This window comes from Dorea phocaeensis, assembly GCF_900240315.1.
Classification (GTDB): domain Bacteria; phylum Bacillota; class Clostridia; order Lachnospirales; family Lachnospiraceae; genus Dorea_B; species Dorea_B phocaeensis.
In genome coordinates this window covers 203,813-229,179 of record NZ_OEPZ01000001.1, presented here as the reverse complement: position 1 = coordinate 229,179, position 25,367 = coordinate 203,813, and the positions used below count along the sequence as shown (strand labels likewise).

The following is a 25,367-nucleotide window of genomic DNA, read 5'->3' as shown; positions in this document are numbered from 1 at the left end:
GACATCCTGTTGGTGTGACTGACACCTAAAATCCGAAACGAAAGCCGAATTTTGATCGGAGTGTTGGCAGGCAACAGAAAAACCTGAAAGCTAAGCCGGATCTATGAACCGGAGTGTTGGCGGACAACAGAAAAATCAGTCCATAAAGGGAGATGCATAATGTTGCGGCATTATAATCTCCCTTTAAATATATACCTACTAACATAGGATCCGACCTTCTACTCTCAAAAGCTTATCTATTCTCCCAAGCTTCCAGTTCTTCTCTAATATAGCTTAATTCCATCAACTTTTCTTTCACCTGTTCTACGTTCCAAAGCTCTGTATTGCTGGAATTAAACTCTGTCAGCTTATTCCGTTCTACATCTCCATCTTTGAAATACTTATCGTAGTTCAAGTCTCTCTTATCACATGGTACGCGGTAGAAATGACCCATATCAATGGCATTGGCACATTCTTCGTTTGTCAAAAGCGTCTCATACATCTTCTCACCATGGCGAATACCAATCACTTTGATTTCTTGATCCGAATGGAATAACTCCTTCACTGCCTGAGCAAGAACTTCGATGGTACATGCAGGAGCCTTCTGCACCATGATATCTCCTGACTCCGCATTCTGGAATGCAAATACCACAAGCTCTACCGCCTCTTCCAGACTCATTACAAATCGCGTCATGGACGGTTCTGTAACGGTAATTGGATTGCCCGCCTTCATCTGTTCAATCCAAAGCGGAATAACAGATCCACGAGAACAAAGTACGTTACCATATCTGGTACAACAGATGCTTGTCCGCTCTGGTGAAACTGTTCTTGATTTTGCTACAATGACTTTCTCCATCATTGCTTTACTTGTACCCATAGCATTAACCGGGTAAGCCGCCTTATCAGTAGATAAACAGATAATCTTCTCTACTCCAGCTTCGATAGCTGCTGTTAATACATTTTCTGTCCCTAGAACATTTGTCTTCACAGCTTCAACTGGGAAAAACTCACAAGATGGAACCTGCTTTAATGCTGCTGCGTGGAAAATATAGTCAACTCCATGCATGGCATTCTTTACAGAATGAATGTCACGAACATCGCCTATGTAGAACTTAATCTTATTACTTGCTTCCGGACACTTTGCCTGGTAATCATGGCGCATATCATCCTGCTTCTTCTCATCACGTGAGAAAATACGAATCTCCTTGATATCTGTATCAAGAAAACGGTTTAAAACTGCGTTTCCGAAAGAACCAGTTCCTCCGGTGATTAAAAGTGTTTTGTCTTTAAAAATGCTCATTATTAATCTCCTTTTTCTTATTAGATACTTCCTCATCGTTTTGTAATCATTAAAGTATCAAAGTCAAAATACTACTTAATTAAGTTCTAAATCAGCAAATTGCAATGCCGAAGCAACCACTTGATCCATATCAAAATACTTATATTCTCCTAATCTACCACCAAAGTAAATATTTGTTTCTTTATCAGCCAACTTTTTATAACCTTTATACAGCATATTATTTTTTTCATCATTTATCGGATAATATGGTTCATCTCCCAAATGCCATTCTGAACTATACTCTTTGCTAATAATTGTTTTCGGTATTTCATTACCACACTCATCTTTACCAAAAGTAAACCATTTGTGTTCAATAATTCTTGTATATGGCGTATTTATATCCGTATAATTTACAGCTGCATTTCCTTGAAAGTTTGGAATATCAAGCAATTCATTTTCAAATCGCACCGAACGATATTCTAAAGCACCTAATTTATAGTTAAAAAAAGCATCTATTGATCCTGTATATACTATTTTGTCTGTAATGCAATCAAAGGATTCTTTATTTTCTAAGTAATCGACATTTAATTTAACTTCAATTCCCTGTAAAAGATTTTCAACAAGTTTCGTATATCCTCCAATAGGAATCCCCTGATATACTGCATTAAAATAATTATTATCAAAAGTAAATCTAACTGGTAATCTCTTTATAATAAATGATGGTAATTCTGTGCATGGCCTTCCCCATTGTTTCTGTGTATAACCTTTGATTAATTTTTCATATATATCCACTCCAACAAGAGAAATCGCTTGTTCTTCTAAATTGGTTATATTAGATATATTAGCACTTGCCTTTTGTTCTTCTATTTTTCTCATTGCTTCTTGCGGAGTTACTACTCCCCACATTTTATTGAATGTATACATATTAAAGGGTAGCGAAAACACTTCTCCATTATAATTAGCTACAGGAGAATTTATAAAACAGTTAAACTTTATATATTTGTTTAAAAACTCCCATACCAACTCATTATTTGTATGGAAAATATGCGCTCCATATTTATGAAAATCTATCCCTTCAATCTTCTCTGTATATATATTACCTGCTATATGAGACCGTTTTTCAATAACAAGTACCTTTTTCCCCACATCTGCCGCACGTCTTGCAAAAACTGCTCCAAACAACCCTGCTCCTACCACTAAATAATCATATTTCATTCGTATTTAACTCCTCTTAATAACTTTATTTATCTTTTATTGAATATAAAAACTTCACATATGTATTAACATATTTATCAACTGTAAAATATGTATTAAAGACTTCCTTGTTATTCTGCTCTAATTTTCTCCTTTCCTCAACGGTCATATTTGATATTCTCTCAATAATTTCTATTGCTTCCTCAATTTTATCATACAAAAAAACACCCTTTACCCCTATTTTCTCAAAATATTTATTTCCGCCTGTTCGTGATGCTATTACTAACTTACCACAAGATAGAACCTCAAGCATAATTATGTCAAAATATGTTTCTCTATTTGGCAATACAAATACATCAGACGCTGCAATAACTGATTGCGAATCATTGGTCCAACCTATCTCTGTCCATCTTTCATCGGAAAGCCCTTTCATAGGGCTTTCTTTTCCGCATATAACAAACTGAAAATTCCTATGTGTCTTCCACAATTGACCTGCCATTTTCTGTAACAAATCATATCCCTTAACTTCATTATGACGTCCTACATAAGAAATTAACAAATCACACTCTTTAAATAAATATTTCTTATAAATTTCCTCACGAGAACACATTATTTTTTTGGGAATAATTCCGGTTGGGATATACACTAACTTTCCATTTTGTACTAAATCATTATGAATGCTTTGATATTGTGCCCAATTTTTTATATATGACTCTTCAGCTTCTTCACATGGAAAAATGACATAATCTGCTTTTTCAAATGCATATTTGTCAATCTGATCTAGTGTAGAATAAAACTTTTTATATATTTTTTTTTCTAATCGAGTTGGTAGTTCTTCATATACTTCTAAATGCTGTGGTACTGGTGAATGCGTTGTCAAAATAATTTTCCCATTATAGCATTCAAGATTTCTTCTATATTTAAATAATGATATCGTAGAGTGAAAATGAATGGCATCATAATCAGAAAAATCAATATTATAAATTTCTGGATTATCTATCATTTTTTGATAATCTCTTTTTCTTCGATAAGCAATCTGCAATGAATTAAGCCACTTAGGAAAATGTCTAATGATTTTGCGATAAAAATTAATCTGTTTTACTTTTTTATTATCATCAGAAGGTAAAAATACAATTTCTTCAATATTATTTCTTTTTACCTCTTGAAATATATTATAACAAAAGCCAGCTGGTCCTCCTGCTGGTCTCAAGTCACTTTCCTTCATAAAAATTAATACTTTCATAATATATACCTCTACCTTTTATCTTTTATAAACCTTTTTGCAATCCCCAATATCCACTGTTTTGAATCAGTAAAACGATAATCATTATGATAAATAACTATCAAAACAATATTCCCTACTATACAACAGATTACTACTCTTAATATTATCCCAAACCAATTATATGGTATTTTCAGACATGTCATATATATAATAAAACAGACCATGCAACAGGCTATTATATCCTTTATAAAATTGAGATAAAATTGCTTCGCTGTTTTTTTTAAAATTATTCTATGCACCGTCCTAGCCATCCACGGATCAATAAACATTCCTACAAAAACAGACGAACCAATAACACCATATAAGCCTATATATTTAACAGAAATTACATTTAAAATAATATTTATAGCACAGCTCGCATAGCATCTTATCATATCTTCTTTCCATACACCAGCTGCATCTTTATATACAATAATTATTCTCTGAATAGTCGTAACAAAAAAATACATTGAAAATAAAATTGACATTCCAAACGGCAACATCATCTCACTTCCTACCCATACATACATGAATGGTTGATACAAAGAAATAAAACATGTAGTGCAAAAACTAACTAACCACATATTGATAAAGTTCAACATTTCAAATCTTTTTCTTATACTATCCAACTCATCTACTACTAATGAATTTCCTACCCCCGCAAGCATAGAACTATGAATTTCATAGACAATAGCTTGAACAGATGACATAACAAAAAAATAATTATTATATAGTGCAGTTTCTTTCAATCCCAAAAAAATAGATATAACTAATGTGTCTGCTGCATTGATTAGTACTGTTGAAATCTTTATTCCGATTAAAGGAATAATTTTTTGTTTTATATCATCTCTAATGCTATTATCAATGGCCCCTTTTACCAAATAACTTGCAAATTTCCGATTAACAATATGTGATTTTATCAAATTATTCAACAACGTTGTAACTGGAATCAAAATCACATACACATAATAATTAGGTATAATTAAAAGCACTGCACATTGTCCTACTTTTAATAGCGTATTTGTAAGTAATCCAACTTTATTTATGATATTATTACATTGAAGTGCACTTAATAATGAGGACTTATATGCAAAAAAGAAATAAGATAGTGCAGAATTTATCAAATATATTCCATACAAAATATAAATATTAACATCATTTGGTATATTTCCTTTAATAACATACTTTAAAAAAGGAGTAAATACACTTCCTATAACTAATAAAATTGTTCCGATAGCAAAATAAATTTTCTTCAAATATATGAGTATAGAGCCAACTGTTTTATAATCATCTTCTGCAATTGGTTTATACATTGCATAAACACATGCATAAGAAAACCCCAGTTCACTCATACTCAACACTTGCAAAATTGAAGCAAAAAGGCTGCTTAACCCCAAATACTCTACACCCAACTTATAAATCATAACCGTCCGAAGAATAAATGGAAGAAACATATTAACAACTTTCCCAGTTGCTCCCCATGCAAAACCACTTATGGTATTCTTTGTTCTTTCTATTTTCATTTTACAGATTACACTTTCTAAAAAACTATTTATATTTTCTTTCTATCCCAGTATATCCCTGATTTTATTACTCGAGCTGGATTACCGGCCATAATACAATTTTCTACCAATATTCCTTTTGTAACTACCGAACAAGCACCAATTACACACCCTGCTTTTATTTCAACTCCCTTCAGCAAATACGCATTTTGTCCTACCCAAACATGTTCATTCAACTTAATATTTTTTGCTAAATTAACTCTATCTCCTTGATGATTAAGTACAGAATGATGATCCCCTGTTCTTAACACTATTCCATATGCAAACATACAATCCCTTCCAATTTCAATTGAAGTTCCCTCAGTTGCAATAAACTCTGATCTTCCAGTAAAAGTACTACCTTCTCCAATCTCGATTTTATTATTATCTTGGTCCAAAAAAAACACACAGCCATTTATCACTGAATTCTTTTTAATAAAAACTGTATTGTTGTCACCGTCGAAATTAAATGTACAAAAATTAACCTTAGCTCCATCCTCTATTATAATCTTATTATTCGCCCCCTTATTATTCACAAGACAGCCTTTAAAAAAAGCCTTTGGACCTATAGCACATATAGAATAGTTTTTACTAAATTTAATGAGCTTCCAAAGAATCGACTTATTATTTATCAAATGTCTCTTTATTATTTCTAAACTCATATTTAATACTCTCCTCACAAGCCTTATCTTTCCATTTTGTTAATTATCTTTAAAACATGCTGTTCCTCTATTTTTTTGACAAAACCTCCAAGTATAATGACAGGTATTCTTCTGTCATTCGTTCTTTTGAATTTCTTTTCCGAACTTCTTCCAACATCTTATTAGAAAAAGTCGACTTTTTATCTATCCACTTAACAATTGTTTGTTTCAAAAGTTTATCATTCCCGTAAGGAATAACTTCACCCATATTGGGAAAAATAGTTTCTTTTACTCCTCCAACATCAAATCCTATTACTGGTGTACCACAACTATTCGCCTCCAAACACACTGTCGGATAATTGTCCATCTTACTCCCCAAAACAAATACATCTGCTAATGAATAAATTTCCGCTAACTCGTCTTGACTTTCTGTATATGGAACAATTAACATATTATTCGGAATATTTTTTTCTACTTCCTTAGCCCCAACAATGATAAAATACAAATCATCTTCATTTGTATATGTAGCTAAATTCATCATCAAACTGCCCCCCTTCAAATCACTTGTTAAATTTGGGACAACTGACAATACTATCTTTTTGTTTGATGGAATTCCATATTTTTTTACAATTCTCTCTGTTTTTCTAGGATAAAATATATTTGTAGTATCTATTCCATTATGTATGGTAATGACATTATGATTCATCATAATGTTTGAATTCTTAGCCCGTTCAGAAATCCAATCTGAAACACCAACAATAACTAACTGAGAAAAATCACGAAAAGATTTTTTCATCATTTCATAATTTTTTTTAACCTTATCTCTTCCCCGAACACCTAATCCACCTTTTAATCTTGAACATCTAACGCAACCTAATTTCCATTGTTCACAGTCCAAAGCATATCCGCAACCACCCGTATACATAAATTCAGCATGTAGTGTAAGTATCGTTTTAAAATTATTAACTTTCAAAAATTTTAATAAACGATATATATCTACAAAGTAACCATTAATGCATTGAAGGTGAACAATGTCCGGCTGTAATTCACGTATTATTTTTTCAAGTTTTTTATTAGTCCACTTTGTAAAATAGTATGGCATTCCATCTATTGAAGAAAAAACTTTCCGTATGCGTGAACCAAAATCAGAGGATACCTTTATTACATTATTATCTTCGTTTTTCCTTCCACGTCCATAGCATACATATGAATCCATCTGTCTTTCTAATAAGTTCATATGAATATCTTTCGTTATTTTCCCTGTACTACCACTGCCATATACGCAATTAATTTGAAGTATTTTCATATTCTAAACTCACCTCATAACAATAAATATATACTAGTATAACATTTTTTCAAACAGTCACACAAGATATACCCCTGTTCTTAAGCCACGTTTAACATAAAATATTTTTCTCGTCCACTCTATTAATTCATGTAACATTCTTATCCAAAATAACGAAATATCACAATTCAAAAATATTCATGTCAAAACACCAACAGTTACTTTTTCAAAACATTTACAGCTGAAGTACTCCTTAAATAGTTCCTTATAATCACGTACAAATCTAGGAACCTTCAAAATTTTCTACCATCGGAACGCAATTATGAAATCAATTTGCACAAAATCTGTTGAAATTTTACAACTGAATTTTTTTGATTGTGGTTTAACTCCGCGATTTTTTTTGCATTTTTACAATACTTCATTCTTATTTCTGCTTTTAATATTACCTCTTGTAAAATATTTTCAAGTTCATCTTTTGACGTTGCAACAAATGCCACCTCATTTTGTAACAAATATTTTGTCTCTGCAAATTCCTTAGGTGCATACATTAAAAAACACCTATTTGACGCTAAACAATCCGCAATCTTCGTAGAAAAAGCATATTTTAAATCTTCCAAGTAGTATGGTTCAAATCCTTCGGTATGAATCAGCAAATCACTACCTTGCATTATATTTTTTACACCTTCATAGCTCACTCTACCTTGAAATCTTAATCCTGGGCATTCATTAAATTCTTTTTCAACCCTCTCGTTTGGTATAGTTCCATAAACATCAAGATAATAGTTAGGATTTATTTTATGAATTATATTCGCAATATCAACTAAACTAGTTGACCTACCTACACCTAAATTTCCAGCATAAGACACAATAAATGAATTTTTATTAGATTGCTTTGTTTCAAACCCTTGAATATCAGTTGCCGTATAAATTACATTTGATGTTATGGAAAATTCATCACAAAAATCCTTTTCTAATGCCTCACAATTAAAAATAGCAAAATCAGAATATCTATACGCCTTCCTTATTGCTCTTTTTAAAATATAGTGAAAAATAGGATACACATAATGTGCTACTCCAATACCTCTAAAATAATCGAACTTTTTAAAATAGTAACCTTCTGTATTATATATGACTAATTGGGCTTGACATCTCCTTGCCGTCTCTAATGCTAACTTAAACATAAAAGCGCAATCTCCCGCTTGTAAAAGCACAATATCTGGTTTGTAATTTGAAACCCAACGCCAATACCCTGATTTTTTCCAGCATCCCAATTCCCAAATTATCTCACGTGCCAACATCGTTATAGCATTTCTGTTAATTTTAGATTTCGATATATTGTCGCCATCTACATTTGTTTTTCTATTTTCTAATTCTTCTATAGAAACACGGCCTCCATATGCACCTTTTTTCATAACTGCATTTAACGCATTTCTATCCGATACTTGAAAATAATTATTACAAAACTCACTTTCCGGAAGTCCTGACAAAAAAAACTGTGCTAACTTTTCCTTTGGCCAAGCCTTAAAAAAATTACCAAGTGTTCGTCCATTTGATGTAACATTCGAAAAGCACTCATTGCTTAAAACTAATACCTTGGGTGTCATCATTTTTCCCCTTTTCTTTTATTTTCTTCATAAGTCGATCAAACATCCATGACAATATCACACTCACTGCTGTAAATACAGCTATATTTATTAGATAATTCTCGGTAAGATTTTGTGCTATAATCCACATTAAATGTGCATGAATCAAATATAAAAAATAAGAAATACCTCCTAAAAATCTGAACATTTTAATTCTTCTAAAAGAATCCGTAACAAAAACTGTTCCTAACATAGCGCTACTTTTTATAAGTAAATTTAACAATGTCACTATATAGTGTGATTGTTGACGCAAAAATTCTGTCTGCTTAAGTAAAAGAAACAAAATTGCAATAACAAATAATGAAAAACCTATTACTATTTTTTTCTTCTTATTATAAGATTTCAAAGTATTTATATGTTCTGCAGCATAAATCCCACCTAAAAAAGATAAGCATTGTTCTCCCTGCAAATTCCCACAAATTACAAAAGATGCAACCGAAAATGTTCCCCATATACTATAACGCGCCGTCTTATTATGAAAAAATCGACAAACAAAGAAAAAAATCAAATAACATATCACTATATACTGCATATACCATTCATATGGATTAAGTGTCTTTAACAATAAAATATCTAAAAAATAATCTCGTATATTAACACGCAAAAAACAAGCTGCTACTGTCTCAATAATTACAAATGGTATATAAACTGCATATATTTTTTTTATCCAAAAACGACTTAAGCCTTTTTTTTTGTATGAACTCATCAAGCCAAACCCTGAACAAAACAAAAATATAGAAACTCCGATTCCCCCAAGTGGAGTAAACCATGTTTTACCAGAGTAATTACCTATGTGGCTAACTAATACAAATAATATAGCTATCCCTTTTAAATATCTTGTATGAACAGTAGTCAATAAATAATTCTTATCTTGCATAATAACATTACTCCTTTGAAAACCTTGAAAAATAAATGGCATTATTCATCCTGTATCTAGGTAAAACAATCATAAAGGAAGTTAAAAAGAAAGCATCTATTGACGAATTAAAAATAATAACTGTTGTTGGCATCATTGTTAATAAAGCTACTGTCAAAAATGCAAATGATTCAACCGCTAACATTTTATCATAATAACTACATTTAATAATTTTTTTAATTTGTGCTATCGTCATCACAACAATCCAACTTATTCCTATCCAACCATAATAAATCAAAATTTGAAGATATCCATTATGTATCGATGCAAACCCATCTACCTCTTTAAAGAAATTTCTTGTTTCACCAATCCCCTTACCAAAAATCTTTTCAACCATTGTCCCACTCCTATAATAATCCACAGCAGAAGCATATAATCTTTCTCGCGAATTCGAAATACCACTTTTCCATATAGTTTCAAAAACATATTCTCCTATCCGTGGAACCGTAAAATATAAGATAATAATTACGATGGCTCCAAGAATAACTAGTTTTCTTACTTTTGATTGTTTATTCATTAAAGAATAGATAAACAAATAAGTAACACAACTTATAATTGCCGTTCTGCTGAATGTTAATATCATTGTAAAAAAGAAAACTCCAATAAGTGGGTAATAATACCATTTTTTGCGTTTTCCATTTGTAGAACAATCATCAATTTCCCTGATACAGCATGTAATCGCATAAAATAAATATAATGCAAACTCATACATACTAGAAAAAAATCCATGTAACTCATTACCATAGCCATTTGTCGCATTCAATGCTGAGATAAACTGATCTTTTTCAAATATCAGTGTATATAAAACCCCAATCAAAGCAACTAAAATTACTATTTTATTGACTATTCTAAATTCATACGAATCCAACTTAAGTGTATTTCCCATGGAATAGCAGAAAAATACATATACACAAGGGAAAGCATAATACAAAATAATGTCAAAGCCAAAATATGGAGAAAGTAAATCATTTAGCACTAAAGAAAAAATCATAGTACTAATAAATATAAATACCAATATAATTCCACATTTCCGAATCTTCAACCCACTATTATTAATAAAACCGATACTCAAATATACTAACAATAGTAACTTTATAATTGTATCGGCGCTTCCCCTCAATGAACTTGTAAAAACATTTTGCCAAATTAATAAAAATAGCCAATAAAAAATAATGTAATGTGCTATATTTTTTTTCATAATCTAAAATCACTTTCTTAATTTCATCTATTCTTCATTGGGTGCTTACTAAATTTTCCAAAAGCATGATACCTTATACGCTTTTCATCCCCTCGATTAATTTTCGATATGCATGCAACCATGAAAATTGATCTTTGTACCGTTTACGATACTTTATGCAAAAACGCAATCCTAACAACCATGAGAGTGAAAAATGTAAGCACGCATAGTACACTCCTTTATCAAAGAAAAACTTATCTGTATAACCTTTAAACCATGTTGATTCCCTACATTCAATCAGTCTCGCGACAGTAACTGGTACCGAATATACATGTAACCCTTTTTTTAAACATTCAAACAAAAATAAAGTATCCTCCCCTTGTGAGTACTCCGCACCACCCCCAAAAGATAGATTGAAAAATATACCATTTTCAATTACTGGTTTTCTTCGTATAGCAATTCTTGCCGCCCCATAACGACCATAATTATACCATCGCACTCTAGATACTGCTTTGTTAACAGACCGTATTCTGGGTTCATCATCAATATTTAAACATAAAACATCCGCATCTGGAATCTCTTCAAAAACTTTATTAATTATTTGCTCATAATTATCATAAAACACCATATCATCATCTGCAAAAATACAAATATCCGCTTTGGATCTCATAAGCGTATTATTTCTGTTAAGACCAACCCCTCTCTCTGAAAAAGAATAAAATGTAACATCATGCCCCCGAAAAGTAATATGTTCTATCGCATTTCGATTACACTGATTTCCCACTAAAGCATTAGAGGATATATTCATTCTTTCAAGTATTGAATAATCTTCTTGATTCATTGTCGCAATTAATACTTCAACCATTCTATAATTCTCCTTAATCAAATCTTCGGTTTTATTCATAAACACTTTAAATGTAACCTTTCTTAACATAGACTTTACTACATTGAAAGACTTTTATCTTATCAAAACAGATTATTCTCGCTTATTACTTAAATTAACCTTATTTCATCTTTAAATGTTTTACAATGATATAAAACTTCTCTAAAATCTTTATCTGTATCCCAACTTTCCGCATGTTGTTCCCATTTTATTCTATCTAGAGATGGTGGTACCATATAATCGCCAAACCGATCTGTTAAGAAATCATGTAGTTTAACTGGTACTTTCAACTGTACCTTTTCAAAAGGAACATATTCTGTTGTTTCAAAATATTCTTTTTTGTATATCGCATTATTAAAGACAGCTTTTCCCATAAAATTACAATAAAAATCAGTTTTTTTATTTCTATATTTATATACTTGTTCTAATCCATACTTTACTAAAAACTTATCCGGCATTTTTGCCATAACTTTTAACACAAGTCCTAGAATCCCCTTTCTTCTGTTGTACCCTCTAATAGCAAGTCCTTTCATAATGACATATTTTGCCCATAAGCACTGCCACATTTGCTGAACTTTACTATTAGGACATGTATGTAAAATAAAAATATCAATATAAATTCCATGATGAATATCCCAGTTTTTCAAAGCCTCTTCTATATATGTTGTGTTATTCATTCTTATTTTTGAGATTGTAACCATTCCATCAATTGCTCCCCATTCCTGGAGATAATACTTTTCATGATTCCCTTTTTCGTTAAAAACTTCTCGAAATTTTTCATATTCATCCGGTGTCATGAAAATGTCTAAATCATCATCCCATGGAATGAATCCTCCATGTCGTTTAGCACCTAATGCAGATCCTCCCATAAGTCGATAGTTAATACTATTCTCCCTACATATTCCATCTACATCCACGGCAATTTCTAAAATCTTATCCTGTAATTCTAAAAATCCATATTGGGTGTCTAAACACTCTCTCATATATTTCATAAGTTATACCCCTAAAAATCTTTTAATACTATTTCTTACACTCTTTGGTAGCATGTAATAAATTCTATGTTTCCAATATTTTTTAGAATTCATCCACTTTTTTGCAAAATCATCAAACTTCAGATTGTTATAGTCACCTATAAATTCATCTCGATTCTTTGGTCTTTGAGTCCCCCCCGCAAAAACCACCCCATCGTCAATCAAATTTTGTAGATTAAACTCCCACGTTTCCAATTGATGGTTACAACCTTTCCACAATCTTTCCCCTTTTAGTGTATTAATTATCACTGTAGAACAACCAGCAAATCTATCAATCTCTTTAATATACTTATTAATATCGTGAAAATCTGCAATTGTAATATCAGACGCCCTTTCTCTTGTAGAAAAAATACATTCATAGCAAGATTCTCTCAAACAAATATATTTTTGAAATGCTGCATAAAAAGATGAATCAAAGTATAATTTGCTTTTTTCTGCTATTTTATTACCTTTTTTATACTTAATAGTAAAATAATGTGGCGTAGAACCATTTCTAATTTTTGTTCTAAATTGATAATCGAAAATCTTAATCCTATGTAATTTTTCGTCAAACCTTAAACATTTATCAAAAAATTTTTGACTAGGAACACCGTGACAAAAGAAATCAATTGTAATCAAATTTTCATATTCTTTTCCAAGATAATTTTTCAAGGCGACTACCTGGCATGGCGTTGATACAAAAAGAATTTTTCTTCCATTTTTCAAGTTTTCTTCTATTTCTTTATATTTTCCAGACATATCACTCTGCAAATATTTTGATTTCATCAAGGGCTTTAATTCTAATTCTCTTTTTGCCACAGTACAACTTAAATTAAATTTTTCATCAAACGAGGCTCCGTAGACTAGATATTGCTTCTTTAATAAAAAACTTGCGAATGTACCAAACATACCACCAGAAGAACCACCTTTTCTTATTGTATCATCCTTTGCATAAGACGCATAAACACTTTGATTAACTTCAGTATTCTTTATTGGATTTATAATTGGACAAACTTTTTCGCATTTGTTACAACTAATACATTCATTTTCATTAACTACTGGAAATAAATGTCCTAGTGACCCTTCCTTCATAGTTATACATTGTACAGGACATACTTCTTTACACGCCCCACATCCACAGCACTGCTTTTCGTCTATTATTTTAATCATTTTATACTATATAGTTTCTCCGTTAATAATGTTGATGATGTACCATCGGTGTGTGGTAAGAACACCATATGTACACCTTGCTCTTTTAATTTTTTTTCAAGTTCGATATACATGTTAGAATCTTTCCAATCATCACCATGAAACAAAGCATCAAAATGTATTTTTTCCCATGCTTCCATTTTATCCATCGATGTTTGCGCCACTACCTTATCTACATATCTTATTGCTTTCACAATTTCCATCCGTTCTTCAAAAGGAATAACCGGCTTTTTATGTTTATAGTTTTGTACAACCTCATCCGTTGATACCCCAACCACTAAATATTCACATTGTTCTTTTGCACGTTTTAATATATTTAAGTGTCCTATATGGAACATATCATAAACCCCCGTTGTGTATCCAACTTTATACTTTTTACTTTCCATTTTCACTTTTCCCTCCTAACGATTTACACATCATTTCATATTTTGTTATAACATTTTGAATCGAATCTGGAACAGGCCCATCTATCACTAATACAATTTCTTGTGGTTGTATTGTCTGATTAACAATACTGCCCATCGCTTCATCAAACCAAGCTGCATTATCACCACCATAAACACATATTGAAACCGAAAATGGTAGATAGTCCTTTCTTTTTATTATAGTTTTTCTTTCTTTAATATGATGTGATTGATCTATTGAATCCGCCTTTTTACGAAATAGTCTGAATAGCTTTACTCGTAATTTGCTTGGCACAACTACCTCACCTAAAAATCTAATAACTAGATTATACAAATATGTAAAAGGACCAGTAATATTGTTTTTATATAAATATTTTTGCATCTTCGCCTCACTCAAGAAGTATTTTATACCTCCTCGCCTGGCACTCATTTCATCTCCAACTCTGACATTCACTAACACTTCAGGTACATTAAAAAATGTGCACCCTCCTAATGCCATACGAGTCCATAAGTAATAGTCTTCTTCACAATACCAATCTATATACCCTCCAACTTTTTGCACTTCTTCTTTTTTAAACATCACGCTAACCTGATTCATTGGACAACGTTTTTTCATATATTTTTTGATATTATGATCTGTTTCTGGAACAATGCGTATACCAGTAATATTATCTTGACTTCCAATAAATTCTGATATTTGTCCTCCAACAATACTTAACTCCGGATGTTTATAAAATGCTTCTAACTGACATTCAAATCGATTAGGTAAACTGATATCATCTGAGTCCATCAATGCAACAAGACTGTTTTTACATTCTTCTAAGCCTTTTCTACGCGCAACTCCATGTCCCATATTTTGTTCTAATTGAAACACTCTAAACTCTATCATTATTCCACATTACCTATCCTTTACTTTGATTTTTAACTTTTAAACATTCTTTTTTTAACTATCTATTAAAAAATTTGCTTTTATTTTACCTCTACTTCAGTCAATATATTTTTCTCTAATCAATTCTAAAATGCTGTTTCATATACCAAATTTCTATACCACTTATCATCATAAATAAATCTGGCATTTCGTGAAGTCCAATTATTCAGAATATCTTATGATTATTATAGATACCAAGTATTTTGTAATAACATAGCCTTTTCATCCCTTATTTTCCATTACCGCAGTAATCGTTTTGCTACATTCTGTTTCTCATCATAGTCTTCTTTTGTTACTTTCCCTGTTTTAAGCAACCAATCTCCGTAATCATACGCTGTTGCCATATCACCATCTGTAATCCCCTCTTGTTTTACAAGTGCTTTGAAAACCGTTTTAAATATAATTTTTATATCACCTCTGAAACTTATTTTTTCTATATACTTCAGATCCCAATTCAATTTTTCTTCCCAACTAATATCATTTCTTCCATTTACCTGTGCAAGTCCACTAAGACCAGGTTTTACTATATGGCGCATTCTCTGCTCATTTGTCATAAACACCATATCTCTAACAAGTTGAGGCCTGGGTCCTATGATGCTCATATCCCCCTTGAGGATATTGAACGCTTCTGGCAATTCATCTAGCGAAGTTGCTCTAAGTGTTTTTCCAAATTTCCCAAGACGCGCTTCATCCGGTAGTAGATTCCCATCACTATCTGTTTCATCTGACATAGACCGAAATTTGTACATATAAAATATTTTTTCTTGTCCTGTTTTTGAATCAATTTTCCCTGGTCTTGGCTGTTTAAATAATATCGGTGAACCTAACTTTATTCGAACTAATATTGCTACGATAATATATAGCCAACCAAATACAAGAATCGCCGCCAAAGAACATACAATATCTATTAAACGTTTCGCATATTTTTCATAAAACCCACATTTGCGCTCAACTCTAATATGTACACTATTTTCACCCTGTTTTTTTTTCATATTCTCTCCCATTACTCAAAACAAGCTCTAACCATTTCAATAATCATATCCTGCTGCTCCGGTGTCATCTTATTGTCACTTGGCAGGCATAATCCTCTATGGAAAAGATCCATTCCCACATCCAACGGTTTCCCATCTTTTCCAACTGCTCCTCCTGCAATATATGCATTAGTCTTCGCTCTTCCATCTCCTTCTCTTGTTACAAACGGATTCATTCTGTAAATCGGCTGCATGTGCATCGGCTTCCATACTGGACGTCCTTCTGCATTATATTTTGCTAAAGTCTCTAATATTTCTGTCGGACAACTTTTTCCTGGCTCGCTAAGATAGAGTGCTTCCTGTTCCCCACGAACCTGTTTACACATTGCTTCTGGATGAATCACCATGCAAGACAACCAGAAGTTCGGCTCACTGTTCTCTTCATCATATGGGTTCATGCTGACCGGAAGATCCTTGAACCCTTCTTTGTATCTCATATAGATAGCTTTCTTCTGTGCCACATGCTCCTCAAGATATGGTAACTGCCCTCTAACTACTCCCGCAATCACATTACTCATTCTGTAATTGTATCCCAACTCTTCGTGCTGATACCACGGCGCGTTTTCTCTGGACTGTGTTGACCATTTTCTCACCTTTTCAGCAGCCTCTTTATCATCTGTAAGAAGCATTCCACCCGCTGATCCTGTAATAATCTTGTTTCCATTAAAACTAATACAATTATAAGAACCTAAAGTTCCTGTCTGTACACCTTTATAAGTCGCTCCAAAAGACTCTGCTGCATCTTCAATAATCACCGCATTATGTCTTTTACAGATTTCTCGAATCTTATCCATTTTTGCCGGAACCCCATAGAGATGTACCACGACTACTACTTTCACTTCCGGATACAACTCAAACGCTTTCTCCAGTGCAACTGGGTCCATATTCCACGTATCGTATTCTGTATCAATAAATACCGGAATACCACCTTCATACACTATCGGATTTACCGTTGCATCAAAAGTCATATCGGAGCAAAAAACTCTATCTCCTTGTTTTACGCCTGCTAATTTTACAGCCATATGTAACGCTGCAGTCCCACAAGTAAGTGCTACTGCATAGTTACACCCTACTTTTTCGCAAACGATCCGTTCAGACTCATCGATATTCGCTCCAACTGTTGACATCCAATTTGTTTCATACGCTTCTTTTACATACTCCAATTCTTCTCCGTGCATGGTCGGTGAACTCAACCATACTTTCGATTCAAATGGTTTTATATCCATCTTATTCTTTTCCTTCCTTCATTTGATACGTCGGCACAATCTCCTTCACCATCTGCCGCACCCTATCACTATCCGCATTAGCCGCTTCCTTAAGCCTTGCCAACTGCTGCATAAACTTCTGCTCATCCATCTCAATCGGTTTTCCGATATGGATCAGCTGATTATCCGTATCCTGCATTCCTTCTTCGTCCATCAGAAGTTCCTCATACAACTTCTCTCCCGGACGAAGTCCTGTATATTTAATCTCAATATCTTCTCCCACTCTTAAGCCGGACAGACGGATCAGGTTCTTCGCAAGATCTGCAATCTTCACCGGATCTCCCATATCTAAGATAAAGATCTCTCCGCCTTTTGCATACGCGCCCGCCTGCAGTACCAGAGATACCGCCTCCGGTATCGTCATAAAATACCGAATAATGTCAGGGTGGGTAACCGTTACCGGACCGCCTTCTGCAATCTGCTTCTTAAAGAGCGGAATCACACTTCCGTTACTTCCAAGTACGTTGCCGAATCGTACAGCTACGAACTCCGTCGGATAATAATGATCCAATGTCTGCACGATCATTTCGCACATTCTCTTAGACGCTCCCATAATATTCGTCGGATTCACCGCTTTATCGGTAGAGATCAGCACGAACTTCTTTACATGATACTTTCCTGCTGCCGAAGCGGTCTTATAAGTACCAAGCACATTATTCTTAATCGCCTCATTCGGACTGTCTTCCATAAGTGGCACATGCTTATGCGCCGCCGCATGGTAGACCACCTCCGGACGGTATTCTTCCATAATGCTGTTGATTCTGTGTGTGTTTCTGACAGAACCAATGAGCGTCACCAGATCAAGTTCCGGGTATTTGCGTTTTAATTCCTGCTGAATCTCATAAGCATTATTCTCATAGATATCGAAGATAATCAGCTGCTTCACCCCGTGAGCTGCCAGCTGACGGCAGATCTCACTTCCGATAGAACCGCCTCCGCCGGTAACCATAACAACCTTTCCCTGCACATATCCTAAGATCTCTTCTAAGTTCACCTTCACCTGAGCTCGTCCCAAGAGGTCAGAGATCTCTACGTTTCGAAGCTTGCTGACACTTACCTCTCCATTTACTAACTGATAGACTCCCGGAACCGTCTGCATCCGGCACCCTGTATCCTTACAGATATTTAAGATCGCCTTCATGTTCTTTCCGGTGGTAGCCGGAATCGCATAGATAATGTGATTCACCTCATACTTACGCACCATTTCCGGAATGTCATAGCGATTTCCCACAATCGGGACACCCTCCAGCATACGGCCTTTTTTATTTGGATTATCATCAATGACACAGCAAACCCTGGTATGAAGCTTCTGTGAATTGATTAACTCCTTAATTAAGATCTGTCCTGCCGAACCTGCGCCGATGATCATAATCCGGTCATCCTTCTCATCTGCCACCGCTATTCTGCTGGCATAGAATCGAATAATCCGATAGGAGAACCGAATTCCCGTTGTCAGGCAGAAGCTTAAGACGTATCCCATGAAGTAATAGCTTCTTGGCATTCTAAGATGCATGAAGATTCCGCCAATCACCTGCACCGGAATCAGTACCACATACGCGGTCAGTATCATCCGAAGCTCCGCCACACTGGCAAGTCTCCAGATACTGTGATACAATCGGCAGACATAGAAGACTACTACCGTAGATACGATCCAATACGGCATCGACCACAGATATCCCTGGATGTATTCAACAGGAATACTGGAGTACACGAAATCAAACCGCAACAAAAGTGCCAGATAATAGGATCCCGCTACTATCATAATATCCGCAAATGCCAACAGCATCGCTTTATGTATCCACTGTAATCCTTTCTTTTTCTGTTTTAGTAAATCTTCCATATCGTATTTCTCCCTTTTATCTCATTCCATCAATTCCAAAATTTTCCTTCTATCTCTGCACGCGAAAAAACTGACAATACCCATATCGCCCGCATTGTCAGTTCCCCTTATCTGTCTTTCTTATGTCGTTTCATATATGCAAAAATACCAATCACCAGCATAACTCCTGTGGCAATTACTGCATTCACTGGATCAACTGCGGAAAAAGTACTACTATCGACCGCACCTTCGACCGCCACCTGCGCGAAAGTGCACTTAACAGAATCACTCCATACTCCCAGTATGCACGCACCCCCGAACATGCATTTCCAATACCACTTCATACTTTCACTCCTCATTGTGATTCAACATAACTTTACAATTTTCGTAAATATTATACCCTCCCGGAGCATTTATTTCAAGTATTATTTGGTTTTTCACACCTTTTCTACGCCTTCTTCGTCTTACACCTTTTCATATACCAGAATCCTGTCACATCGGCAAGTACCCATCCGATTGGAATCGCCCACCAAATCATCGTCACGCCGTATTTCGGCGCTAATATGTAAGCAAGGAGTACCCTTGTTCCCAGAGAAATGACGGTTAACACTACCGACATCTCCGGTCTTCCCACACCGCGGTAATATCCATACAACAGAAAGAGCAGTCCGATTCCACAGTAGCATGCTCCCTCAATACGCAGATACTGGACACCGATCTCAATAATCTGCGCCTTCGCCGGATCCACAAAAATCATCATCAGATAGGGTGCCAGCAAAAATACCAGTACGGAAATGAATGCACAGAACAAAAGGGTCGTCCTCACCGACGCCCGGGTCCCCTCTCGAACGCGCTCTTCCTTCCCAGCCCCGTAATTCTGAGAAGTGAAGATCGAGAACGCATTTCCAAATTCCTGTGCAGGCATATATGCGAAGGAATCAATCTTCACTGCTGCCGCAAATGCTGCCATAACCGCTGTTCCAAAGCTGTTAACCAGACCCTGAATCATCAGGATTCCAAAGTTCATCACCGACTGCTGGATGCTGGCAGCCAGAGAAAACCGGGTAATCTCCGCCACATTTTCCCGCATCTTTCGAAACATCGAAAGACTTGGCCGAAGGCTTGGTTCCTTCCTCCAGGTATAGATTCCGATACCGCCACCGGAAATAACCTGAGAGATCACGGTCGCTGCTGCCGCTCCGCCGACACCCCAGTCAAATCCTACCACAAATACCAGATCCAGTACGATATTCACCGCCGCCGAGATCCCAAGGAACCAAAGCGGCGTCACGGAATTGCCTACCGCACGAAGCAAAAATGAAAAATAATTGTAGAGGAATACAAAAAAGATTCCCAGGAAGATTACCCACACATACTCTCGCATCAGAAGATACAAGTCTTCCGGCACCCGCAGAACTTTCAGAATAAAATCAATCCCTGCAAACACAACGAGATTCATTAGAACCGTCACGCCTCCAATCAAGAAGAATGCCGTCAGCATGGATTCTTTCATTTTCTCTTCGTCCCTTTTTCCGAAGTAGAAGGAATAGACAGATCCGCTTCCCATGCAAAGCCCAATCAGAATAGAGGTCAAGAACGTCATCAACGTATAAGCTGATCCCACTGCCGCTAACGCCTCTGCTCCCAGGAACCGTCCTACAATAAAGGTATCTGTGATGTTATAGCACTGCTGCAAAAGATTCCCTAGAATCATGGGCGCCGCGAACAAAAGCATCGTTTTCTGTACGCTGCCGCCTGTCAGATCCTTCTTCATGCCAGTTTCTCCCCGGTTCCGGACAGATAGTCGATAAACTGCTGCGCCGTACGCCCGGATAATCCTCCGTGACTCAATTCCCATTTATTTGCTTCCAGCAAAAGTTCTTCCTCAGGCATCTCTAATCCTGCACGCTTCGCAAGCCGACGCACAATCTCCTGGAATTCTTTCTTTTCCGGTTTTCCAAAGTAGATGGTCACTCCAAACCGCGCCACCAGTGAAAGCTTCTCCTGTACCGTATCATTGGTGTGCAGTTCCTCATCCCGGTCCTCTTTGTCCCGGAAGGTCTCCCGGATCAGATGGCGCCTGTTGGAAGTCGCATAGATCAGCACATTGTCCGGCTTTTTCTCCAATCCGCCTTCAATCACTGCTTTTAAATATTTATATTCAATCTCAAATTCCTCGAATGACAGATCATCCATATAAATAATGAATTTATAATTCCTGTTTTTGATCTGTGAAATCACCTCGTTTAAATCCTGGAACTGATGCTTATAAACCTCGATCATTCGAAGTCCCCGGTCATAATATTGATTCAGAATCGCCTTAATAGACGAAGATTTTCCCGTTCCCGCATCTCCAAAGAGCAGACAGTTATTGGCTTTTCTTCCTGCTACAAAGGCCTCCGTGTTATCGATCAGCTTCTTCTTCGCCGTCTCATATCCCACCAGATCGTCAAGGTGTACGTGGGCAATCTTGGTAATCGGTAAGATCTGTACACCGCCTTCTGTATGCGCCACTCGAAACGCTTTGTGAAGCCCTAGCTTTCCAACGCCAAATTCACGATAGAACTGTGTCATCCGATCTTTGAACACTTCTGCCGTATCTGCTTTGGAAAGGCTGACTGCAAGCTCATCGATCCGATCCCGGATTCTTCGGTTGAAGACCTTTCCATGGCCATCCGGCGCGGTATATGCGCGAATCATAGACAGCCCCTCCACTCCAAGAGCCGTCTCCATCTCTGTGAAATCATAGTCATAAAGGCTTTTTAAAATACAAAAATCATGCAGTGCAGCCTCATTGATACTGCCTTCCACTTCTCCCACAATCTCACAGGACGTACTATAACCATTCTCATGGCTGACCAGATAATAAGTAAGATAGTCCTGCCAGAGATTCCCGGTAAAACCGTGACTGACCGAAAGATCCAAAAGCTTTCCCACACAGGTATAGAAAAGCCCTTTCATATCTTCTCTATTATAATAGGAATTCTCATAATTCTCGATCAGGAAATCCATGTCTTTCAGAATCTGATCTTCTTCTCTTAACCGATATAATATACATTCATTCATCTTCATCGCCGGAACCTCCTAATAATTTCCAAGAATGCGTAAGCTTCTCGCTTCTTCCCGAAGTCCGCGTATCGCATTTTTCACTGCCGCATCTGCAAGATTTCCCTCAATATCAATGAAGAAACGATATTCCCAGTTCCTTCCTTCAATGGGGCGGGACTCGATCTTCGTCATATTCAGATCATTATAAATAAAATGAGACAGCATATGGTACAAAGATCCGCTTTCGTGAGAATGTTCCACACACAGGCTGATCTTGGATGCATCTTTTAAGAAAATCTTCTGGTTGGTCACCACGATGAACCGGGTACAATTGCCGCTTTCGTCATTGATGTTGTCTGCCAGCACTTCCAGACCGTGTACTTCTGCCGCATAAGCGCTGCACACTGCCGCTTGGCTTTTGTCCTGTTCATCTCTTACCTTCTTGGCCGCAATCGCCGTATTAGCCACACTGATCTGCTGCCAGTCTCCATGCTCCTCTAAGAATTTGGACGCCTGCATAAGCGCCACTCCCTTGGAATATACCCGTTCAATCTCATCGAACTTCGTTCCCGGAAGCGCAGACAGGGTATTCTGAATCGGTATCACTGTCTCCCCCACAATATAGTTTTCAAATTCAACCAGAAGGTCATACATCTCATCCACCGCTCCTGCCGTGGAGTTCTCAATGGGCAGCACTGCAAAATCTGCCGATCCCTCTTCAATCGCCTCCATCGCTTCGCGGAAGGTCTTCACGTAGAAGCTGTTGCAGTTTTTTCCAAAGTAGTGTTCCGTCGCCGCCTGACTGTAAGCGCCTTCCGTTCCCGGAAATACCACTCTTGCGCCTTCTGCATCCAGGCTGTCTACTCCGATAAAGGGCAGTCTTCCCAGCGCTCCAGCCTCCACCAGGCGCTGATACTGCAATTTTCTTCCCATACTCATTAACTGCTCAAAGAGTTCTCTGACTCCCTTTTTACAGAATTCATCTTCCATCTGTCCTGTCACATGCTGCAGTTTTTCCCGTTCCCGCTGGCGATCTAATACCTTGACACCGCTTCTTACTTTATAGGCGCCGATCTCGTCGCATAGGTGCATCCGTTCCCGATATAACTTCGCAATCTGATCATCAACTTCGTCCATCTGTTCCCGCAATTCCTCTAGTGTACTCATCTGTTTTGTCTATCTCCTTTTTCTTACAACTGCATTTTTGCATACTAGATTGTATTATAATACATTTTCTGCATAAAATCTACGCTCCTCGATATTTTTCGCCGGTCTGATATTTGAAAAAATTCTTTCCAGACATTGAAAATCTCTTCTATATGGTATATGATGATACGAGGATTTTTTACCTGATCGAAAATTCCTGTAAAGTAAACGAATCGTATTGTGAACGAAAGAGGAGGTTTTTTATGAGACATTTGATGAGTCCACTGGATTTTTCTGTAGAAGAGCTGGACAGACTGATGGACCTTGCGGGAGACATTGAGGCCCATCCGGACAAGTATGCCCATGCCTGTGACGGCAAGAAGCTTGCAACTTTATTCTACGAGCCAAGTACCAGAACGAGATTAAGCCACGAGGCGGCCATGCTGAATCTGGGCGGAAGTATTATGGGATTTTCTTCTGCTGACTCCAGTTCTGCTTCCAAGGGAGAAAGTGTATCTGACACCATCCGCACCATCTCCTGTTACGCCGATATCTGCGCGATGCGCCATCCAAAAGAGGGCGCTCCTATGGTTGCGTGCCGTCACTCTTCCATCCCTGTAATTAATGCCGGAGATGGCGGACATCAGCATCCTACCCAGACCTTGACGGATCTTCTGACCATTCGCTCTTTAAAGGGACGTTTGGATCACATGACCATCGGTCTGTGCGGAGACTTAAAGTTCGGGCGTACCGTCCACTCACTGATCCATGCGTTGGTCAGATATGAAGGGATCCGCTTCGTTCTCATTTCCCCGGAAGAGCTTCGTCTTCCAAGCTATATCCGAGAGGATGTGCTGGATCAAAAAGGCGTTCCTTATGAGGAAGTCGTTCGTCTGGAAGATGCGCTCCCGAATCTGGATCTCCTCTATATGACACGTGTACAGAAGGAGCGTTTCTTCAATGAAGAGGACTATGTACGTATGAAAGACTTCTATATTCTGGACGCCAAGAAAATGGCGCTCGCTCCGGAAGATATGTACGTTCTTCATCCACTCCCACGAGTGAATGAAATCTCCGTGGAAGTAGATGACGATCCAAGAGCTGCTTACTTCAAACAGATGCAGTACGGTGTCTACATCCGTATGGCTCTGATTCTGACACTGCTGGAAATCGAAGTATAGAGGGAGGAAGACAAATGGTAAAGAATACATTGAACGTCGGAAGAATCGAAGAAGGATTCGTGCTGGATCACATCCAGGCCGGAAAAAGTATGGATATCTACAAATATCTGCATCTTGACAAGCTGGACTGCTGTGTGGCAATCATCAAGAATGCAAAGAGCAGCAAAATGGGAAAGAAAGACATTATGAAGATTGAATGTCCGATCGACTTCATGGATCTTGATATTCTCGGATTTATTGACCACAACATCACAGTCAATATCATTCAGGATTCTCAGATTGTAGATAAGAAGTGTCTGCATCTTCCAAAGAAGATCACCAATGTGATCCGCTGCAAGAACCCTAGATGTATCACCTCTATTGAACAGGAATTAGATCATGTATTCGTACTGACTGATCCAGAGAACGAGATCTACCGCTGTCAGTACTGCGAAGAAAAATATCGCTAAAATAGAACCATCAACTATAAAAATCCCTGGCGGGATATATATCCTGCCAGGGATTTTTTGCATATCAAATTCATT

Annotated in this window: 23 protein-coding genes; 2 read left to right on the top strand and 21 right to left on the bottom strand. The window is 36.4% G+C overall.

Features of this window, described 5'->3' with window-relative positions:
• Positions 1 to 232 precede the first annotated feature (232 nt).
• The 21 genes from C0979_RS01005 to pheA all read right to left on the bottom strand — a co-directional run bounded on the left by C0979_RS01005 (position 233) and on the right by pheA (position 23,683).
• Positions 233 to 1,279 carry a nucleoside-diphosphate sugar epimerase/dehydratase gene (locus C0979_RS01005; protein ID WP_101694216.1) on the bottom strand — a complete coding sequence of 349 codons (1,047 nt, stop codon included), beginning with the start codon at positions 1,277 to 1,279 and terminating at the stop codon, positions 233 to 235.
• A gap of 75 nt (positions 1,280 to 1,354) precedes the next feature.
• Entirely contained in the window at positions 1,355 to 2,473 is a 1,119-nt protein-coding gene (glf, locus tag C0979_RS01000; protein ID WP_101694215.1) for a UDP-galactopyranose mutase, read from the bottom strand.
• A gap of 25 nt (positions 2,474 to 2,498) precedes the next feature.
• Positions 2,499 to 3,695, bottom strand: a complete 1,197-nt coding sequence (locus tag C0979_RS00995) for a glycosyltransferase family 4 protein (RefSeq protein ID WP_101694214.1) — start codon at positions 3,693 to 3,695, stop codon at positions 2,499 to 2,501.
• An 11-nt stretch (positions 3,696 to 3,706) separates the two neighbouring features.
• On the bottom strand, positions 3,707 to 5,239 hold the full coding sequence (locus C0979_RS00990) for a lipopolysaccharide biosynthesis protein (RefSeq protein WP_101694213.1): 1,533 nt from the start codon (positions 5,237 to 5,239) through the stop codon (positions 3,707 to 3,709).
• Positions 5,240 to 5,268: 29 nt separating this feature from the next.
• Positions 5,269 to 5,919 (bottom strand): acyltransferase, encoded by a 651-nt coding sequence (locus tag C0979_RS00985; RefSeq protein ID WP_101694212.1) that lies wholly within the window; start codon positions 5,917 to 5,919, stop codon positions 5,269 to 5,271.
• 67 nt (positions 5,920 to 5,986) lie between these two features.
• Entirely contained in the window at positions 5,987 to 7,204 is a 1,218-nt protein-coding gene (locus C0979_RS00980; protein ID WP_101694211.1) for a glycosyltransferase, read from the bottom strand.
• Between the two features lie 299 nt (positions 7,205 to 7,503).
• Positions 7,504 to 8,787: a glycosyltransferase family protein gene (locus C0979_RS00975; RefSeq protein WP_101694210.1), complete on the bottom strand. Its 1,284-nt coding sequence runs from the start codon at positions 8,785 to 8,787 to the stop codon at positions 7,504 to 7,506.
• Entirely contained in the window at positions 8,756 to 9,703 is a 948-nt protein-coding gene (locus C0979_RS00970; RefSeq protein ID WP_159459841.1) for an acyltransferase family protein, read from the bottom strand. Before C0979_RS00970 ends, C0979_RS00975 begins: the two co-directional genes overlap by 32 nt.
• Before the next feature lie 7 nt (positions 9,704 to 9,710).
• On the bottom strand, positions 9,711 to 10,940 hold the full coding sequence (locus C0979_RS00965; protein ID WP_101694208.1) for an O-antigen ligase family protein: 1,230 nt from the start codon (positions 10,938 to 10,940) through the stop codon (positions 9,711 to 9,713).
• 73 nt (positions 10,941 to 11,013) lie between these two features.
• Complete coding sequence (locus C0979_RS00960) at positions 11,014 to 11,784, bottom strand: glycosyltransferase family A protein (protein ID WP_101694207.1); 771 nt, start codon at positions 11,782 to 11,784, stop codon at positions 11,014 to 11,016.
• A 128-nt stretch (positions 11,785 to 11,912) separates the two neighbouring features.
• Positions 11,913 to 12,794 carry a LicD family protein gene (locus tag C0979_RS00955; protein WP_101694206.1) on the bottom strand — a complete coding sequence of 294 codons (882 nt, stop codon included), beginning with the start codon at positions 12,792 to 12,794 and terminating at the stop codon, positions 11,913 to 11,915.
• A gap of 3 nt (positions 12,795 to 12,797) precedes the next feature.
• A complete protein-coding gene (locus C0979_RS00950) occupies positions 12,798 to 13,982 on the bottom strand; it encodes a Coenzyme F420 hydrogenase/dehydrogenase, beta subunit C-terminal domain (RefSeq protein ID WP_101694205.1) in 1,185 nt (394 codons plus the stop codon).
• Entirely contained in the window at positions 13,979 to 14,407 is a 429-nt protein-coding gene (locus C0979_RS00945; protein WP_101694204.1) for an FAD synthase family protein, read from the bottom strand. The genes C0979_RS00950 and C0979_RS00945 overlap by 4 nt, the downstream gene beginning before the upstream one ends.
• Positions 14,397 to 15,314 (bottom strand): glycosyltransferase, encoded by a 918-nt coding sequence (locus tag C0979_RS00940; protein ID WP_101694203.1) that lies wholly within the window; start codon positions 15,312 to 15,314, stop codon positions 14,397 to 14,399. The genes C0979_RS00945 and C0979_RS00940 overlap by 11 nt, the downstream gene beginning before the upstream one ends.
• A 278-nt stretch (positions 15,315 to 15,592) precedes the next feature.
• Positions 15,593 to 16,345: a sugar transferase gene (locus tag C0979_RS00935; RefSeq protein WP_101694202.1), complete on the bottom strand. Its 753-nt coding sequence runs from the start codon at positions 16,343 to 16,345 to the stop codon at positions 15,593 to 15,595.
• An 11-nt stretch (positions 16,346 to 16,356) separates the two neighbouring features.
• Positions 16,357 to 17,610, bottom strand: coding sequence for a DegT/DnrJ/EryC1/StrS family aminotransferase (locus C0979_RS00930; protein WP_101694201.1), 1,254 nt, complete (start codon positions 17,608 to 17,610; stop codon positions 16,357 to 16,359).
• Position 17,611: 1 nt separating this feature from the next.
• On the bottom strand, positions 17,612 to 19,489 hold the full coding sequence (locus C0979_RS00925) for a polysaccharide biosynthesis protein (protein ID WP_101694200.1): 1,878 nt from the start codon (positions 19,487 to 19,489) through the stop codon (positions 17,612 to 17,614).
• Positions 19,490 to 19,596: 107 nt separating this feature from the next.
• A complete protein-coding gene (locus C0979_RS00920; RefSeq protein WP_101694199.1) occupies positions 19,597 to 19,812 on the bottom strand; it encodes a hypothetical protein in 216 nt (71 codons plus the stop codon).
• Between the two features lie 104 nt (positions 19,813 to 19,916).
• The gene (locus C0979_RS00915; RefSeq protein WP_101694198.1) at positions 19,917 to 21,242 is read right to left on the bottom strand and encodes an MATE family efflux transporter; all 1,326 of its coding nucleotides are present in this window, start codon (positions 21,240 to 21,242) and stop codon (positions 19,917 to 19,919) included.
• Positions 21,239 to 22,540: an ATP-binding protein gene (locus C0979_RS00910; RefSeq protein ID WP_101694197.1), complete on the bottom strand. Its 1,302-nt coding sequence runs from the start codon at positions 22,538 to 22,540 to the stop codon at positions 21,239 to 21,241. The genes C0979_RS00915 and C0979_RS00910 overlap by 4 nt, the downstream gene beginning before the upstream one ends.
• A gap of 12 nt (positions 22,541 to 22,552) precedes the next feature.
• The gene (gene pheA, locus C0979_RS00905) at positions 22,553 to 23,683 is read right to left on the bottom strand and encodes a prephenate dehydratase (protein WP_101694196.1); all 1,131 of its coding nucleotides are present in this window, start codon (positions 23,681 to 23,683) and stop codon (positions 22,553 to 22,555) included.
• Positions 23,684 to 23,925: 242 nt separating this feature from the next.
• Here pheA and pyrB point away from each other — a divergent pair, with 242 nt between their 5' ends.
• Both pyrB and C0979_RS00895 read left to right on the top strand, forming a co-directional pair.
• Positions 23,926 to 24,843 carry an aspartate carbamoyltransferase gene (gene pyrB, locus C0979_RS00900; RefSeq protein WP_101694195.1) on the top strand — a complete coding sequence of 306 codons (918 nt, stop codon included), beginning with the start codon at positions 23,926 to 23,928 and terminating at the stop codon, positions 24,841 to 24,843.
• A gap of 14 nt (positions 24,844 to 24,857) precedes the next feature.
• Positions 24,858 to 25,292, top strand: coding sequence for an aspartate carbamoyltransferase regulatory subunit (locus C0979_RS00895; RefSeq protein WP_101694194.1), 435 nt, complete (start codon positions 24,858 to 24,860; stop codon positions 25,290 to 25,292).
• Positions 25,293 to 25,367: the final 75 nt, after the last annotated feature.

Coding starts and splice junctions, on each gene's coding strand:
- C0979_RS01005 (WP_101694216.1), bottom strand. CDS start 1,279: ATGAGCATTTTTAAAGACAAAACACTTTTAATCACCGGAGGAACTGGT.
- glf (WP_101694215.1), bottom strand. CDS start 2,473: ATGAAATATGATTATTTAGTGGTAGGAGCAGGGTTGTTTGGAGCAGTT.
- C0979_RS00995 (WP_101694214.1), bottom strand. CDS start 3,695: ATGAAAGTATTAATTTTTATGAAGGAAAGTGACTTGAGACCAGCAGGA.
- C0979_RS00990 (WP_101694213.1), bottom strand. CDS start 5,239: ATGAAAATAGAAAGAACAAAGAATACCATAAGTGGTTTTGCATGGGGA.
- C0979_RS00985 (WP_101694212.1), bottom strand. CDS start 5,919: ATGAGTTTAGAAATAATAAAGAGACATTTGATAAATAATAAGTCGATT.
- C0979_RS00980 (WP_101694211.1), bottom strand. CDS start 7,204: ATGAAAATACTTCAAATTAATTGCGTATATGGCAGTGGTAGTACAGGG.
- C0979_RS00975 (WP_101694210.1), bottom strand. CDS start 8,787: ATGACACCCAAGGTATTAGTTTTAAGCAATGAGTGCTTTTCGAATGTT.
- C0979_RS00970 (WP_159459841.1), bottom strand. CDS start 9,703: ATGCAAGATAAGAATTATTTATTGACTACTGTTCATACAAGATATTTA.
- C0979_RS00965 (WP_101694208.1), bottom strand. CDS start 10,940: ATGAAAAAAAATATAGCACATTACATTATTTTTTATTGGCTATTTTTA.
- C0979_RS00960 (WP_101694207.1), bottom strand. CDS start 11,784: ATGGTTGAAGTATTAATTGCGACAATGAATCAAGAAGATTATTCAATA.
- C0979_RS00955 (WP_101694206.1), bottom strand. CDS start 12,794: ATGAAATATATGAGAGAGTGTTTAGACACCCAATATGGATTTTTAGAA.
- C0979_RS00950 (WP_101694205.1), bottom strand. CDS start 13,982: ATGATTAAAATAATAGACGAAAAGCAGTGCTGTGGATGTGGGGCGTGT.
- C0979_RS00945 (WP_101694204.1), bottom strand. CDS start 14,407: ATGGAAAGTAAAAAGTATAAAGTTGGATACACAACGGGGGTTTATGAT.
- C0979_RS00940 (WP_101694203.1), bottom strand. CDS start 15,314: ATGATAGAGTTTAGAGTGTTTCAATTAGAACAAAATATGGGACATGGA.
- C0979_RS00935 (WP_101694202.1), bottom strand. CDS start 16,345: ATGAAAAAAAAACAGGGTGAAAATAGTGTACATATTAGAGTTGAGCGC.
- C0979_RS00930 (WP_101694201.1), bottom strand. CDS start 17,610: ATGGATATAAAACCATTTGAATCGAAAGTATGGTTGAGTTCACCGACC.
- C0979_RS00925 (WP_101694200.1), bottom strand. CDS start 19,489: ATGGAAGATTTACTAAAACAGAAAAAGAAAGGATTACAGTGGATACAT.
- C0979_RS00920 (WP_101694199.1), bottom strand. CDS start 19,812: ATGAAGTGGTATTGGAAATGCATGTTCGGGGGTGCGTGCATACTGGGA.
- C0979_RS00915 (WP_101694198.1), bottom strand. CDS start 21,242: ATGAAGAAGGATCTGACAGGCGGCAGCGTACAGAAAACGATGCTTTTG.
- C0979_RS00910 (WP_101694197.1), bottom strand. CDS start 22,540: ATGAAGATGAATGAATGTATATTATATCGGTTAAGAGAAGAAGATCAG.
- pheA (WP_101694196.1), bottom strand. CDS start 23,683: ATGAGTACACTAGAGGAATTGCGGGAACAGATGGACGAAGTTGATGAT.
- pyrB (WP_101694195.1), top strand. CDS start 23,926: ATGAGACATTTGATGAGTCCACTGGATTTTTCTGTAGAAGAGCTGGAC.
- C0979_RS00895 (WP_101694194.1), top strand. CDS start 24,858: ATGGTAAAGAATACATTGAACGTCGGAAGAATCGAAGAAGGATTCGTG.